This is a genomic window from Bacteroidia bacterium (genome assembly GCA_027493955.1).
Taxonomy (GTDB): domain Bacteria; phylum Bacteroidota; class Ignavibacteria; order SZUA-365; family SZUA-365; genus JAOSJT01.
The window spans coordinates 3,202,452-3,217,894 of the sequence record JAOSJT010000001.1 but is presented as its reverse complement, the minus strand read 5'-3'; the positions used below and the strand labels follow the sequence as shown (position 1 = coordinate 3,217,894).

General features: G+C 57.6%; 10 protein-coding genes. 2 read left to right on the top strand and 8 right to left on the bottom strand.

Annotation, left to right across the window (positions count from 1 at the left end; translation table 11 throughout):
* Positions 1–116: 116 nt before the first annotated feature.
* The 6 genes from M5R41_12315 to M5R41_12290 all read right to left on the bottom strand — a co-directional run bounded on the left by M5R41_12315 (position 117) and on the right by M5R41_12290 (position 9,162).
* The gene (locus M5R41_12315) at positions 117–1,661 is read right to left on the bottom strand and encodes a trypsin-like peptidase domain-containing protein (GenBank protein ID MCZ7557174.1); all 1,545 of its coding nucleotides are present in this window, start codon (positions 1,659–1,661) and stop codon (positions 117–119) included.
* 153 nt (positions 1,662–1,814) lie between these two features.
* Complete coding sequence (recO, locus tag M5R41_12310) at positions 1,815–2,591, bottom strand: DNA repair protein RecO (GenBank protein ID MCZ7557173.1); 777 nt, start codon at positions 2,589–2,591, stop codon at positions 1,815–1,817.
* Positions 2,588–3,640 (bottom strand): S-methyl-5-thioribose-1-phosphate isomerase, encoded by a 1,053-nt coding sequence (gene mtnA, locus M5R41_12305; GenBank protein ID MCZ7557172.1) that lies wholly within the window; start codon positions 3,638–3,640, stop codon positions 2,588–2,590. Before mtnA ends, recO begins: the two co-directional genes overlap by 4 nt.
* Positions 3,641–3,657: 17 nt before the next feature.
* The gene (locus M5R41_12300) at positions 3,658–4,563 is read right to left on the bottom strand and encodes a PfkB family carbohydrate kinase (GenBank protein MCZ7557171.1); all 906 of its coding nucleotides are present in this window, start codon (positions 4,561–4,563) and stop codon (positions 3,658–3,660) included.
* A gap of 33 nt (positions 4,564–4,596) precedes the next feature.
* Positions 4,597–5,427 (bottom strand): inositol monophosphatase, encoded by an 831-nt coding sequence (locus M5R41_12295; GenBank protein ID MCZ7557170.1) that lies wholly within the window; start codon positions 5,425–5,427, stop codon positions 4,597–4,599.
* A 2,718-nt stretch (positions 5,428–8,145) separates the two neighbouring features.
* Positions 8,146–9,162: a YncE family protein gene (locus tag M5R41_12290; protein MCZ7557169.1), complete on the bottom strand. Its 1,017-nt coding sequence runs from the start codon at positions 9,160–9,162 to the stop codon at positions 8,146–8,148.
* A gap of 169 nt (positions 9,163–9,331) precedes the next feature.
* Between M5R41_12290 and M5R41_12285 the strand changes: the two genes are divergently transcribed.
* Complete coding sequence (locus tag M5R41_12285) at positions 9,332–10,531, top strand: metallophosphoesterase (GenBank protein ID MCZ7557168.1); 1,200 nt, start codon at positions 9,332–9,334, stop codon at positions 10,529–10,531.
* Positions 10,532–10,773: 242 nt separating this feature from the next.
* Here the strand turns inward: M5R41_12285 and M5R41_12280 are convergent, their stop codons facing one another.
* A complete protein-coding gene (locus M5R41_12280; GenBank protein ID MCZ7557167.1) occupies positions 10,774–11,901 on the bottom strand; it encodes an aminotransferase class V-fold PLP-dependent enzyme in 1,128 nt (375 codons plus the stop codon).
* A 13-nt stretch (positions 11,902–11,914) separates the two neighbouring features.
* Positions 11,915–14,692 carry an ATP-binding protein gene (locus M5R41_12275; GenBank protein MCZ7557166.1) on the bottom strand — a complete coding sequence of 926 codons (2,778 nt, stop codon included), beginning with the start codon at positions 14,690–14,692 and terminating at the stop codon, positions 11,915–11,917.
* A 363-nt stretch (positions 14,693–15,055) separates the two neighbouring features.
* Between M5R41_12275 and M5R41_12270 the strand changes: the two genes are divergently transcribed.
* Positions 15,056–15,409 carry a translation initiation factor gene (locus M5R41_12270; GenBank protein ID MCZ7557165.1) on the top strand — a complete coding sequence of 118 codons (354 nt, stop codon included), beginning with the start codon at positions 15,056–15,058 and terminating at the stop codon, positions 15,407–15,409.
* The last annotated feature ends 34 nt before the right edge of the window (positions 15,410–15,443 follow it).

Genomic DNA, 15,443 nt, shown 5'->3' with positions numbered 1-15,443 from the left:
GAGGACGAGAAAAAAAAGTGGAACGGATGTCGCCGTTCCACCTGTATTGGCTCTGTCGAAATCGGGAGCGGACGAACGATGCGGTTCTTATACCCGCGTCGTTCTCCACCGATGCGTTAGTCTATGGGCGCTTTCATCGGGACGAAACGCGCTTCGCCATCAGGGAGCTGCACGCGCAGGAGCACGGATTCGTCTTTGGAAAGACTTCCCACGAATTTCTTCAGGTCCGAGACGGATTCGATCGGTGTTTTCTTGCCCTTGCGAATCGCCTCGAAAATCACCACGCCTTGCGGCAGACCGCTGTCCCAGGCGGGACTGTTGCGCTTGACGCGCTCGACCAGCACTCCGCTCTCGATTTTGAACTGCTTTTTCTGCTGCTCATTGAGCGGTCGCACGGTGAAGCCGCTGTTGTCGAAGTTCACCGGATCGAGGGTTTCGGGTTTGGCGTCTTTCTTTTCGTCCTTTTTATCATTGTTCGTCTCGGCAACGGTCTCATTGTCGCGACCCTTGAGAGTGACGCTGATGGTTTTGTACACGCCTTCGCGCATCAGTTTGAGAGCGATCGTTTCCCCCGGTCGGTGCATGCCCACGCGTGCCTGGAGTTGATTGGCGCTTTCCACCGGTTTACCGTCAACTTCCACGATTGCGTCGCCCACCTTGATGCCGGCGGCTTCGCCCGCTCCACCGTCAACCAGTTTTTCGACGAGCACGCCGCGGTAGCGGTCGAGACCGAGCGCTTCGGCCATTTTGGCGTCGATGTCGCGAATGTTCACGCCGATGTAGCCGCGCACGAATTTCCCTTCTTTTATCAGTACGTTGGCGATGGTCTTTGCCAGATTGATAGGCACCGCGAAGCCGTAACCGATGTAGCTGCGGCCGAAACCGCTGGTGGCGATCGCGGTGTTGACGCCGATCACCTGTCCTTTCAGATTGACCATCGGTCCGCCTGAATTACCGGGATTGATGACGGCGTCGGTTTGAATGAAATTCTCGATGCCCAGGCCACTGCGTCTGTCGCCGATCACGCCGATGTTGCGGCTGATAGCCGAGACGATACCGGAGGTGACGGAAAAGGAGAGATACCCCAGCGGATTACCGACGGCAAGGATCCAGTCGCCGACCTGCACATCGTCGGAGTTCCCGAGTGCTGCGGCGCTCAAACCGCTGGCCTCGATTTTGATAACGGCGATGTCGGTGTTCTCGTCTTCCCCGATAACCGTTGCGGAAAATTCGCGCGAATCGTTGAGTGTGACGGTGATTCCGTTTTCCACCGCGTTTTCAACCACATGCCGGTTGGTGAGGATGTAACCGTCCGACGTGAGGATGATACCGGAACCGTTACCTTGTTGCAGGTTTTCCTCCTGCCCTTCCTGTTCCGGGATGCCGAAGCGGCGGAAGAACTCCATCTGCGGTGCGGATTCGGCTTTCGTCTTCACAGAAATGAAGACAACCTGCGGTGTAACCACGGCGGCAACGTCGCGGAAGGCCTGATTCAGCTCCGCCACGCTCGCCGAGGGCGTCACCGGGGCCGATGTATTGAACTGAACCGTCGGACCGGCGAGGGAAAGCCCGATGCCGCTGAAACTTGTGACCAGCACCGCCCCGAAAAGGATTCCTGTCGTGACTAATACGATGGCTGTGAGAACTGCTCGTTTGGACATGGATACTACCTCCTGGAATACTACGGTGATATGCCGTTATATGAAAAAAATCGCAAACTTCCTGTATAACACTGCCGGAGCGGAAAAAATGCCGGGACTGTTGTCCACGATAGCGCCGTGCTGCTCCTTCTCTTCGGGTGTGCCGGTGGCTGTTCAGCGACCTTCGTCGAAGGCATCGAGCAGGCGCATGGATTTTACCCGTCGCATGCCGTCGATATGCGCGGAGAGATGCTTGTGCAGCAGGTACACACCCTCTTGTGTGATGCGATGCGGCGTGTCCGGATTCACGGATGGAATCTCCGCTGACGGTCGCAAAACCTGAAGCAGCTGTACGGTACCGAGGTCGATGCGGAAGCTGTCCGCTTTCGGTGTGCAGGACGAACAGGTACAGCCGCCGTGGGCAATGGAAAATGCCGCCCGGTCGCGCAGCGCTCCCGCTTCCGAAAGGGCTGTCCGGCAATTGATACAATGCAGCATGTCGAAACCGATGCCGAGGGCGTGTGTGAGACCGATAAGAAAGCGCAGCAGGGTGATCAGCGCGTCTTCGCGGCTCTCATCCAGACGGGCGAGCGCGGAGGTGAGGAGTTCGTAGAGTTCTTCATGGGCTTCCTCACCTTGCACGGCCGCATGGGTGAATTCCAGCACGGCGAAACCGGCCATCAGGCGCGGGGGATCCGCGATCAGTTTCTTGTATTGCTGCAGCAGATCCGCCTGCGAGAGCAGCTGCAATTCGCGATGCTCTTTGCGATAGAGTACAATATCGCTGCGGCTCATCACGTCGAGCGCGGCGCCGAAGCGGGATTTGGCCGCGCGTGCACCCTTGGCGATGACGCTCATCTTGCCGAATTCCCTTGTATATAAGGTTACGATGCGGCTGGTATCGCCGTACTTTATGGATTTCAGAACCACAGCTTCCGTTTTTTCTATCATTCCGAGCCGCTCTTGTACGGATGGACACCGGCGAGAGTTTCGTTATACGGCGGATACGACACACCCTGCTCGGTGATGATGCCGCTGATCAGCTCCGCCGGCGTGACATCGAAAGCGGGCGCATAGACCGCCGAGTTCTCCGGAGCGATGGTCGTTCCGTGACAGGTCAGAACCTCACTCGCCGCACGCTGTTCGATAGGAATGCGTGAACCATCCGAAACGGAAAGATCCACCGTGGACAGAGGCGCCGCAATGTAAAAGGGAATGCCATGCGCGTGTGCCGCTATGGCGAGGGCGTAGGTCCCGATTTTGTTCGCACTATCGCCGTTCGCCGCGATGCGATCCGCACCGCTTATGGCAGCGCCTATGCCGCCCTGACGCATCAGCATCGCCGCGGTGCCGTCGGTGATCAGCGTGGCGGGAATGCCGTGTTCGCGCAATTCCCACATAGTGAGCCGCGCGCCCTGCAGAAGGGGACGGGTTTCGTCCGCATACACATGGATGCCGCGACCCCGGCGATGCGCCTCGAGCAGCACGGAAAAGGCGGTCCCGTCTCCGCCTGTTGCGAAGGCGCCGGTATTGCAATGGGTGATCACACCGGCGTTGCGCGGGAGCAGATCCGCGCCGTGCAGTCCTATAGCGGCGCAGCGGCGCGCGTCGTCCGCATGCAGGGCGCGTGCGTTTTCTTCGAGCACGACGGGAAGAGCGGAGGGCTCATTCCGGAGAATCAGTGTGCGCACGATTTCCAGAGCCCAGAAGAGATTGACGGCGGTGGGGCGCGTGGCCGCAAATTCGTTGCATACCGCAAGCAGGCGCTCGCTGTCGACTGCCTGTGCGGTATGCATTTCCCTCGCGGCGAGGGCGACGCCGTATGCGGCGGATATGCCGATCAGAGGCGCACCCCGCAAGCGGAGCGTTCGTATCGCTTCCAGCACATCGCGGTAATCGCGCGTGCGCACGATGCGCAGCTCTCCCGGCAGCAGGGTCTGGTCGATGAAGCGTAATCCCTCGCCGTCCAACCCGATGACGTTGTCTCTGTAGGCGGCCATGGATGCACTCCGGTGAATCAGAAGGCGGTGATTTTCCTGAACAGATTGAAGCGCTCCGCGATACGGTCGTCATCGAGCGCACGGATGCCGTCGATGGAGAATTCCTCCACGCAAAACGACGCAAGCACGCTGCCGTACACCACAGCTTTGCGCATATTCGCGGTGGTGACGTCGCCCGTGCGCGCAAGCCAACCGACAAAGCCTCCCGCGAACGTGTCGCCCGCGCCGGTGGGATCCTTCACGGTTTCGAGCGGATAGGCCGGTGCGGAAAAATAGGAGTCACGTGTCATCAATACTGCGCCATGCTCGCCCTTCTTGATGACGGCCACTTTCGGTCCCATGCGCAGAAGGGCGTTGCCCGCCGCGGGAAGGTTGCGCAAGCCGGTCAGCATGCGCGCCTCCTCGTCGTTGAGGATGAGCACGTCCACACGTTTGAGAACTTTTTTCAGTTCTTTCAGACTGATGTTTATCCACAGATTCATCGTATCGCAGACGACCAGTTTCGGTTGCTCTATCTGTTCGAGCACCTCCATCTGCAGCGCGGGGTGGATGTTGCCGAGCAGTACGAATTCGCTCTGCTTCCAGGCATCGGGTATCACGGGGTGGAAATGTTCGAACACGCCCAGTTCCGTGTACAGCGTGTCGCGGGTATTCATATCCTCGTGATATTTTCCTCCCCAGGAAAAGGTTTTCCCTTCGCTCTCGCGCACCAATCCCAGCAGATCAACGCCGCGTGACGTGAGATAATCGACATGCGCCTGCGGGAAATCGCCGCCGACGATGCCGGTGAAGCGCACCTCCTCACAGAGATAGCTGGCTGCAACGGAACAAAACGTGGCGGAGCCGCCCAGCGCCTGCTCCATGACGCCGAACGGCGTTTCGAGATAATCCAATGCCACGGAACCGACAATCAGAACACTCATGAAATTCTCCGGTTAACAGGAATGATGCGGCGTTCAGGGCCGCGGTTGCAAGGTGATGGTGATAGATGTCGCCTCGGCGAGTATCCGCACCATGGTATCGTGAATATGGCCGTTGCTCGCGAGGAAGGGCGCGTCGTACACGGAATGTGGTCCGCCGCGAAAATCGCTCACGCGGCCACCGGCCTCCTCGATGAGCAATACACCGGCCGCTTTGTCCCACGGTTGCAGCGCCACTTCCCAGAATCCGTCGAGGCGTCCCGCCGCCACCCAGGCGCAGTCGAGCGCCGCGCTTCCGAGCCGACGCACTGCCTGCGCCTCCTGGAGGAAGGCGATGAAGCGCTCGCGGCAGTAATCCGGGTTCTCCCGCACATTGTACGGGAAGCCTGTCACGAGCATCGCGCGTCCGATATCCGCGGTTTCCGATACCTGCAAGCGCGAGTCGTTGAGCCATGCGCCTCCGCCGCGAACGGCATGGAACATCTCGTCGCGAACAGGATCGTACACGACTCCCGCGACGATGTCGCCGCGATGTTCGACTGCTATGGACACGCTGAAGAGGGGAAACGCGTGCGTGAAATTCGTTGTGCCGTCCAGCGGATCGATAATCCAGGTGTAGGGCGCCGAGCCGCTGTGTGCCCCGCCTTCCTCACCGAGAATGGCATGGTCGCTCCACTCCGCGCGGATAACGTCAATGACCCGCTGCTCGGATTCGCGATCAGCTACGGTGACCAGATTCAGTTGCTGTCCGTTCTTGGTTTCAATGCTGCGCAGGCGGCCGAGATGCGAGAGCAGGACATGGCCGGCTTCGCGGGCGGCGCGCTGTGCGGTTGAGAGCAGACGGTGTGTTTCAATCGCATCCATCATCCTAATGTACGGAAAAATTCGGAGAGCATGAGCGGAGCCGCCCGTCCGGTGACCACCCTTTGGCGGAGGTTGAGCGTAGTCGAAAACTCGCTCAGGGAGCGTCTCTCGGTATTCGTTGAGCGTAGCCGAAATCGCGCAGGGCCCGTTCGGGTGCACAAAAAGTGGATGATTCATAAACCACCTACATCAAAGAGCCCCGCGTAGCTCCGCCCCAATCCGTGTCCATCCGCGCACGTATCCTGCGGGATCCGGGCGAATCACGAACCACCCACATATGCTGCAAAAGTGGGCGTTCCATGAAGCTCCCACATGTGCTGCGAAAGTGGGCGTTCCATGAAGCTCCCACATCCGCTGCGAAAGTGGGCGTTCCATGAAGCTCCCACATGTGCTGTAAAAGTGGGCGTTTCATGAAGCTCCCACATATGCTGCAAAAGTTGGCGTTCCATGAAGCTCCCACATGTGCTGTAAAAGTGGGCGTTCCATGAAGCTCCCACATATGCTGCAAAAGTGGGCGTTCCATGAAGCTCCCACATGTGCTGCGAAAGTGGGCGTTCCATGAAGCTCCCACATGTGCTGTAAAAGTGGGCGTTCCATGAAGCTCCCACATATGCTGCAAAAGTGGGCGTTCCATGAAGCTCCCACATGTGCTGCGAAAGTGGGCGTTCCATGAAGCTCCCACATGTGCTGTAAAAGTGGGCGTTCCATGAAGCTCCTACATATGCTGCAAAAGTGGGCGTTCCATGAAGCTCTCACATGTGCTGTAAAAGTGGGCGTTCCATGAAGCTCCCACATATGCTGCAAAAGTGGGCGTTCCATGAAGCTCCCACATATGCTGCAAAAGTGGGAGCTCCATGAACCTCCGATAGTAATGGAGCCCGCCAAAACTCCGCACACATCTGTGACCATCCACGTAGGTACAAAAAAGAACATGGGAGTTTCATGACTCGCCCTCCCATGAGGAAACGATGGGTATCCTGAAAGATAATAACAATGAGGACGGTGCACTCTGACGATAGTGATCGGTGATCCCCACCCGATCTGAGCAACATATCGGAGCGAAACCTCGAGGGTGTTGCCAACACAACTGGTTGATGCATATCGCGGAAAGGTACAGTACTACCACCGAGCAACCGACTGCTAGTCAACAGGAAAACGCTCGATGATTGGAATCGCTGCCATCATCAGGGTTTTAGCGGGGCTTTATACGATGCCAATAAATCCGGATCATAGGTAAAAGGTGGTATCCATATTCTTGTTCGCACGAGAGCATCAAGCAATTCAGACCACAACGTCGGTTTGTTGCTCTTGCCTCGTCGATAACTTTTAAAACACATCGCGGCTATCCTACCGTCTGGATCACCACGCATGAGATCTCTAACAAGAGACACGGAATACTCATCCTTTAGGATGCGATCACCAAACCGTCTCTCCCAAACCCGCTCTCCTGGCGTATCATGGATTGTATTGATCGAAATTCCGGTATGCGTCTCGAAATAACCAGCGATCAACGGTACCGTCATCGTTCGTCTGTGATTCCACCATTCGTCATACGAGGCGAAATTCTGACAATGTCCGATGTTACGGTGCGTTAACACTTGCAGCAGGATATGCGCTGATGCGGGTAACACTGTAATGGTGTCGACTCGAGCCTCAGGATACCGATCAGGTAGGGTAGATGCGACAGTCTCCACGATGCTACGGCATTCGTTCTGATCTGCATTCCGATCTTGTCCGTCGCCGAAGATTTCCCTGCCCAGACGCGTGCGAAACTCGAGATAGTACCAGCCTGGTGAGGAGTAGTCATGCCATATACAGCGATGCGTGGAATATGTTCTTGAGATCATCATGAAGTGTTTCCCTATATATCGATGATGAAAGTTCAACATAGCATGTCCCGTACTACATCGCAATCCCATTTTCGCTGACCTCCTCCAACATCCTCCAGTACGCTGAGAAAGATCCGCTGCAGTAGATATTCTCCATGAACTGTGCTAGTGGGCGTTCCATGAAGCTCCCACTGTGTTGCAAAAGTGGGCGTTTCATGAAGCTCCCACATGTGCTGCAAAAGTGGGCGATTCATGAGGCTCCCACATGCGCTGCAAAAGTGGGCGTTTCATGAAGCTCCCACATGTGCTGCGAAAGTGGGCGTTCCATGAAGCTCCCACATGTGCTGCAAAAGTGGGCGTTCCATGAAGCTCCCACATGTGCTGCAAAAGTGGGCGTTCCATGAAGCTCCCACATATGCTGCAAAAGTGGGCGTTCCATGAAGCTCCCACATTCAATGCAAGAGCACAAATATTGCCTGAGTGAGGGAGGAATTCAGCACAAATTGCAGGATTCCAGGCATCGCATCCTTTCTCTGCGTCTTTGCGCCCTTGCGTCTTTGCGTTGCTTCCACTCCCTGAATATCACGGTGGGCGTTCCATGAAGCTCCACATTTGCATCACAGGTGGGCAATTCATGCCCCCCGACAAGCATGCAGGGCCCAAAGCGCACGGGAGTGCCTCGCGCTCATGGAAAACAAGCACCCATTTTCGCTTTCCGATGCATCGCAACGAAATAAAAAAAGGATCAGTCCTTCACCGCATACAACAGGAGCTTGCGCGCACCCGGCGGATAAAATGAAATCGCGATCGAGGCAGCTGTTATGCATGCCGCGATCGCGAAATCCATGGTCGGTTCCAGCGTACCCGGGGGTGCGCTGATTCTACGAAGCAATCATCTGCTGACGACAGCAATGCCGCCGAGGGTGGTGCGCAGGGAGATGGACCGGATATGCTCGAGGGTGACGAGGGAGTACCACTTGAGGTCCTTCGACGCGATATAGGCGATCTTGTTATCCTCTGTCACTGCAAGCCCTTTCATCACTTCGCCCGAGTTGAAGATTTTGATGACTTCGTTCTTGGCGGCGTCGATGACGTTGATACCGTCAATATCCTTGAACACATTCTTGTGATTGATCACGAAGGCATAGCGGCCGTCGGGACTGAAAATGATGTCCTTCTGCGACCCGGTGTGGTACTTGGGCATGTCGAGAACGCTCGTCTGCTTGTCGCTGCCGGTGTCGATGATCTGAATTTTGTTTGCCGGTCCGTAGGACGCATAGGCGAGGTTGGCAGTGGGACTACAGGCCACGCCGGTCAGTGTGCCCGCGAAACCGTCCACAGCCGGAATGGTCGCAACGCGCTGATACGTCTGGGCGTCGAACACACCGATTCCGCTGCCGGCATTCGTGACGTATATTTTCGTACCGTCACCGGTGACGGCGAGCGCGGTGATGTTTTTCCCCGCCTCGAACTGACCGATGACGAGTTCCTTCTGCGTATCGATGACATACACGCGCACGTCGGTGTCGGGCGTTTCGGACCGTTCGGCAACGTAGATGCGCGTGCCTTCCCAGTTGCGTATCAGCACGCCGGAATAAATCCCGCGGCGGTTGACCGGCAGACGAAGCACCTGCGCGACGCGATCGTCCTTGAGGTCCACGATGGACACGGTGATATCGCCGGTGTTGCTGACGTAGAGGCGGCTTTTGTCCGCATTGAGTGCAACGGAGACGGGCTCACGACCAACCTGAATACGCTGAATGAGTTTATTGATGGCCGGATCAATTTTCGCGATGTTGCCTTCGTCCGTCAGCGCCGCGTACACGTAGGTTTTCTGCGCAACAGTGCGCGCAGGCAGGAGCACGAGGATGAGAACAAGCAGAGCGAGGAGGGAAAGGAATTGTTTCATGTTATCTCTCGTTAAGCTGTGGTCGAAGGGCGTAGCTTTGGGGCACTTGCAATGGTAGTGATAAGAGAGGTGCCAATCAAGAACTACGCCGCTCTTTTGTGAAAAATACGCCTTTTTCCCGTATTTCGGGCCATTTCTTTTGTACTATCGGTTTGGAAGAGCAGTTCCGATGCGTCCTTTTTTCCCGGTTATCTTCACCACCATCACGATCGCACTCCTGAGTCTCATCGAGATTTTCTTGTTGCGTGCGCTGCACCGCGACTGGTGGGCGCACCTGTGGGTGCGGCGGTTGTCATGGGGTGTACCTGTCGCGGGCAGTATCAGCGTGCTGGTTTGGACGCTCGGCATATTGAGCGGGGTGGAACTGATAGTCGCAGTCGGAGCCACTGCGGCGGCGGCGATTTTCGTGCTCGGGGTGGCATTGATGCTTTCTCTGCCCTTCTCCGGATTGTTGCACGTTGCGGACAGAGTACGGCATTGGGTGACGCACAAGCGGATGAAAGAAGAGCCGGTCCTCGCGGGCCGTCGGCGTCTGCTGACGACCACGGCGGCGGTGTTTCCCGCTCTTGCCATCTCCGCCGGAGCGAAGGGATTGGCGAACGGGTATCTTCCGCCACGCTTCCCGGTGGTACCATTGCCGTATCCCTCTCTGCCCCTGGAGCTGGAAGGTTTACGTATCCTGCATATATCGGATGTCCATATTGGCTTTTTCATCGGCTTGGAGGATTTGGAGGACATGGCGCGTGACGCAGCCGCGATGAAGCCCGATCTGGTGCTCATCACCGGCGATTTCTCCGACGAGGCCGCTACGTACCTCGACGCCCTCCGTATCGCGGCCCAGATTCCCTCCACATACGGCAGCTATGCAACGCTCGGCAATCACGAATACTTTCGCGGGATTCAGGAAATACTGCGCGCGTACGAACGAGGTCCGATTCCACTGTTGTTCAACAGCGGCACGGAACTCACCGTCGGAAACGCACGCCTGCACATCGCAGGTATTGACGATCCGAAGTCCATGCGCCGCATGCCCGCGCAGTTCTTTGAGCGCTCGATTGACGCGGCGTTGCGCGATGCGGGCGATGGCGCGTTCAGAGTGCTGATGACGCATCGCCCGATGGCGTTCGATGCCGCCGCGAAACGGGGCGTGGAATTGACGCTCGCCGGCCACACGCACGGCGGACAAATCGGCTTCAACGGTCGCAGCGTGCTGTACGCACTCAATCCGGAGAAATATATGTGGGGTCTGTATGAAAAGGATGGCGCGAAGTTGTTCGTTTCGGCGGGGGCCGGACACTGGTTTCCGTATCGCATCGGATGTCCGGCAGAAATTCCGCTATACGTGCTCACATCCGCCAAGCCTGTGTGAGAGCCGGATGACCGATCGCGGGTAACGTCTCGAAAAATCAATCCGTGACAATCCATACATATCGTGGTGATCCGCTCCGCGTTGGTGCACAGATTTCAGGGATGGAATGTGGATATGCACGGAGGAACTGTTCGGGGCCTGATACCGGAAATCTTTTGCTACATCTCCCTCAACCCTTCCTCCACGAGAATCCGCTTCAATCCGTGATATCCGCGGACCCATTTCCCTTTGCGACCGGTGCGTCACATCAACGCAGTGATCGCGTCGAAGCATGCGTCTATTTCCTCCGTGGTGTTATAAAAATGCGGCGATACGCGGAGGTGTCCGACGCGGGCGGATACGGTGATCCCGCGCTGCTGAAGTTGCTGCTGTATGCGATCCGCGTCCGGAAGCCGGAAGGTGACAATGCCTGCGCGCCGTGATGGCTCCTCCGGCGTGATGAGCCCGAGACCCATTTCCCTGGCGCGTTGCCAGGCATGCGTCGCGTTGGCCCGCACCAGTTCTTCCACCCGATGATGTCCGACCTCACGGAACAAGCGCAACGCGCCGCGATATCCGGTGATGCCGATGGAGTTGTACGTCCCGCTTTCGTATCGGCGTGCGTCATCCAGCAGGTCGAGCGTGTAGTCGAAGAAATCCCAGGCGTTTTTGACGTTGATCCATCCCACAACCGCCTGCTGAAGCATGTCCCGTACCCGCGCCGAAGTGTACACGATGCCCACACCCTGCGGACCCATCTGCCATTTCTGTACGCCGGCCGAGAGAAAGTCCACCGGTGTCGTCCGAAGATCGAGACGTATCGCTCCGATACCCTGAATCGCGTCCACGCTCAGCAGGGCGCCCCGGCGCTCGCACAGCGCCCGGAGCTGCGCCAGATCGATGACGGAGCCGGAAAGAAACTGTACCCAGCTCACCGCGACGAGGCGCGTACGCGCTGTCATCGCGGCCTCGATGTCCTCGAGTGCGACGCTGCCGTTCCGTTGCGCCACTATACTGACGTCAACACCATGACGCCGGAGATTCAGAAAGGGATAAATGTTCGCGGGGAATTCCTGATCCACGAGGACGATATGATCTCCGTGCTTCCAGTCGAGCCCCGCGGCAAGGATGTTCAGTCCCTCGGAGGTATTCAGCGCGAAGCTGAGATCCCCTGCGTCGCAGCCGATCATTTCCGCCACCCATGCGCGGGTTTCGGTAATGATGTGCATCGTTTCAGGATAGATCTCTATATCGCCGCGGGCGCGCAGATCAATGAAACGCAGGACTTCCTGCTCCATGGTGGAAGACCAGGGGGATGTCGCCGCATGATTCAAGTAGATGCGTCCGGATTTCAGATACGGAAAGTGTTCGCGGATGGAGTCGAGTGTCATAGGAATTCCGGTATTAGAGTACGAAATGCAGAGTCAATGTTGTACCGACAGGAGAAGATGCGATCGCGAATTCCCATCCGACGGCATGTGCGCGCCGTTCGATATTGCGTAAGCCATTCCCTGACCGTTGCGCAGCGGGATCGAAGCCATGCCCGTCGTCGGTCACGCTGAGAGTCCAATGCTGCCGCTGTTTTTTCACAGTGACGGCGATGTGCTTTGCCCCGGAATGGCGCACCGCGTTGTACAGCGCTTCCTTCGCGATCAACATGAGCGCGCGACGTGCGGATGCATCGAGACGGATATCAGGTCGGATTCCCATCGTTTCCGTTGAGACAGGGATGCCGCTGGCGTTCGAGAGTTCATCGGCTGTCGCACGCAGGCGTTCGGCAAAACCCGCCATGCTGTCGTGTGCGGGATTCACCGACCACACGATGTCGCTCATGTCCTGCACACAGCGTCGCGCAAGGATTCCGATGGTGCTCAGATTTCCACTGGTGTCGGCATCCCCGCGCCTCTTTTCGAGATCGCTCAGCAACGAGATGGTACCGAGCGATGCGCCGATGTCGTCGTGCAGATCGGATGCAATGCGGATGCGCATCCTTTCCATCTCCAGCTGTTTGCGGGAACGCCAGTGCATCATCCCCGCGCCCAGGCCGCTTGCGAGCAGCAGGAGCAGAAGCCAGAACCAGACTGTTTCGGAGAAAGGCGGCTTGACGGAAAGCGTCAACAGTACATGCTCCGGCGTCCAGTGTCCTTCACCGACGTTCGCGCGGAGCAGCAGACGGTAGTCGCCAGACGGTATCGCCGTGAAGAGTATCTCTCCGTCACTGGATGAGTGCCAGGTGTAATCGAGGCCCTCGAGTTTGTACAGGAAACGCACACTCCCCGGATTGCGAAAGGCGGGCGTCAGAACGCGGACGCGGAGCACGCGATCGTTGGGCCCGAGTGTGATGCTTCCTCGCCGGTCGCTGAGCGTATCGTTGATCTGCACTTCGACTATCCAGATGCGTTGCGCGACGCGCGACGCGGCTGCTTCGCGGCAGTCAGGGTAGCTCCAGCTTGTCAATCTGGGTGGTTTCTGCGGCTGAAAGCAGGAGAGACCTCCCATGGCACCGAACCACATGCGGCCGTTGGTGTCGCGAAACACGGCCCCGGAATTCATTTCGTCCCCGGCGAGACCGGTGCGTGTGTTCAGTGTATGCAGCGCCTGCGAGCGCAGTATGGATTTCACGATGGCCGGATCTATGCCGCCGCCGTATCGCATCGTGCCATCATTCACGAGGTAGTCGATGGAAGCGGCCGGCAGCACGCTGATTCCGTTGTTGGTACCGAAGTAGAGCGACCCGTGTGCATCGGCGCTTATGAAATACACGGTGTTCCCCGCCAAGCCGTCTTCGCGACTGATCTGGCTGATCTGACTGCTGTTGTTATCGTGACAAATAATACCAGCGCCGACCGTCCCTATCCATACGCGATCCTGTGCATCGACATACAGGCATACGACATGGACACTGCCGACGCTCCGGACCGCCAGCACATTGCCGCTCCGCAGGTTGATACGTGCCACGCCGGAATGCGTCCCTATCCACATGAAGCCGAAGGGATCCTCCGCAATGGAACTGATACGATCACTGGGCAAGCCATCATTCCTGGTGTACACTCTGGTCTGCTCGCCGTTCCAGACCGCGAGGCCGCTATGCGTCGCTATCCAGTATCTGCCGTCGCTGCTGCGATACATTGCCTCCACACGGTGATCCGGCAGGGGAATCAGCGCATCCATGGAGGCAATTCTGTCGCCGCGGACATGGGCCAGACCATTGCTCGTTCCCACGAGTATGCCGCCGTCGGGGAGTTCCAGCAGCGCGGAGACGTCATCGGACGGAAGACCGTCTCTGACGCTGAAGGTGCGGCTCTCTCCGCTGAACAGCCGCGTCAGACCCCCGCCAATTGTGCCGATCCACAGCACATGCTCGCGGGTGGACAGCACGCTCCACACGCCGCGCGCTCGCGCGTCAAGCTCCTTTCCGGGGAGATAATTGATGATGCGGTCCGGCGTGAACCGGAACAAGCCATCCACCGTGCCGGCCCAGATGTTTCCCTCATTGTCGCAAAACACACTGAGCACGTTCTCATTCCCAAGTCCGTTGGAATTGCCGTAGCGCACTCCCCCCGCGTCGTCATGCATGATGAGACCTCTGTCCGTGGCCAGCCAGATGCGCTTGCGGCAGTCTCTGCTCATTCCGCGGACCTCGGTGCCGGGATAGTCCTGCGTGAGATAGCTGTACCGGAGCGGCGATACCGGTGTCAGGCGAAGCGTGGAATCCCGCAGACGGAAAAGCCATGCGTAGTCGTCACCGCCGATGTACAATTCGCGGTTCGGGCGCATGTACATTTCCCGAATCGGTCCCCGCACGGGACGCAGGTATCTGTTCAATGCCGAGTCCGCCTGATCGTTCATGTCCATACCCAGACGGAGACAGCGCACGCCGTCGGGCCCCGCCACGAACAGGTGATTACCCCCATCCGTGGTCAGCGCCGTCACGACGCCCGGTACGGCGGCATTGTGTGCGTCGAAGGATACAAACTCGCGGCCGTCGAAACGCGACAATCCGGCGTCGCCCGTCGCTATCCACAGAAAGCCGCGGTGATCCTGTGTGATACCGGTGATGTAATTTTGGACGAGTCCATCCGATGTGCCGTAACGCGTGAACGGATGCTGCTGCGCGGCACCGGAGCTCATCAACGCAATACAGGCGATGAGTGTGTGGAGTGTACGTGTTCTGACCCGCATACATCCGGAAATTACGCAATAGCGTTGACAAAGGGAGGGGTAAAAATTGAGGGGCGGTGTGCGGAGGTGGGGGCCGCGTAGAGGAAGGAAACACTGATTGAACACCACCCCTCACCTTTTCGCTCTTTTGGGAGGGTACGGTAATATGGCACAGCTATGTTAGCGACCTGTAAGGATACCGCTATACCTGTGTCAGGATTCTGTTAGCATAAAAAAGGTGAGAGATTTGTGTCCGCAGTACCCGCTGCACGAAGCCGATGCCGTGAGCGTGCAGGAATACCGCATCGCATCCACCGCCGCCCGCGCTCGCGATTCCCTGACGAAAATGCTACCTTGCTGCAGGACAAGGCATGGATAAGGACAATGGCGAAACACACTCTCGGTGATCTGGCGGACCTCGGTAAACTTTTTTCGGAGGGTGCTTACGAAGCTCCGCAAGAATCTCCGGACACAATACCTGAAGCGAAGACTGACCGGGCCCTGCGCCTCGCAAAGCTGCTGATACAACTCGAGAAGAAAGGCCGTAAAGGCAAAGGGGTCACAGTCGTGAAGGGCTTTTTCCATACCACCGCCGACCTCGAGCAATTCGCGCGCGAGCTGAAAACGCGCTGCGGCTCGGGCGGTACGGTAAAAAACGATACCATTGAAATTCAAGGCGACCATCGCGAGACAGTGGCCTCCTATTTCAAGGCGAAGGGATTCAAGGGAAATTTTTAACCTCGCCGCAAGTCCCGGAACCGAAGTGTATCGT

What these genes read in the sequence shown, in the direction of transcription:
- M5R41_12315 (MCZ7557174.1), bottom strand. Translation starts at nt 1,661, where the DNA reads ATGTCCAAACGAGCAGTTCTCACAGCCATCGTATTAGTCACGACAGGA.
- recO (MCZ7557173.1), bottom strand. Translation starts at nt 2,591, where the DNA reads ATGATAGAAAAAACGGAAGCTGTGGTTCTGAAATCCATAAAGTACGGC.
- mtnA (MCZ7557172.1), bottom strand. Translation starts at nt 3,640, where the DNA reads ATGGCCGCCTACAGAGACAACGTCATCGGGTTGGACGGCGAGGGATTA.
- M5R41_12300 (MCZ7557171.1), bottom strand. Translation starts at nt 4,563, where the DNA reads ATGAGTGTTCTGATTGTCGGTTCCGTGGCATTGGATTATCTCGAAACG.
- M5R41_12295 (MCZ7557170.1), bottom strand. Translation starts at nt 5,427, where the DNA reads ATGATGGATGCGATTGAAACACACCGTCTGCTCTCAACCGCACAGCGC.
- M5R41_12290 (MCZ7557169.1), bottom strand. Translation starts at nt 9,162, where the DNA reads ATGAAACAATTCCTTTCCCTCCTCGCTCTGCTTGTTCTCATCCTCGTG.
- M5R41_12285 (MCZ7557168.1), top strand. Translation starts at nt 9,332, where the DNA reads ATGCGTCCTTTTTTCCCGGTTATCTTCACCACCATCACGATCGCACTC.
- M5R41_12280 (MCZ7557167.1), bottom strand. Translation starts at nt 11,901, where the DNA reads ATGACACTCGACTCCATCCGCGAACACTTTCCGTATCTGAAATCCGGA.
- M5R41_12275 (MCZ7557166.1), bottom strand. Translation starts at nt 14,692, where the DNA reads ATGCGGGTCAGAACACGTACACTCCACACACTCATCGCCTGTATTGCG.
- M5R41_12270 (MCZ7557165.1), top strand. Translation starts at nt 15,056, where the DNA reads ATGGCGAAACACACTCTCGGTGATCTGGCGGACCTCGGTAAACTTTTT.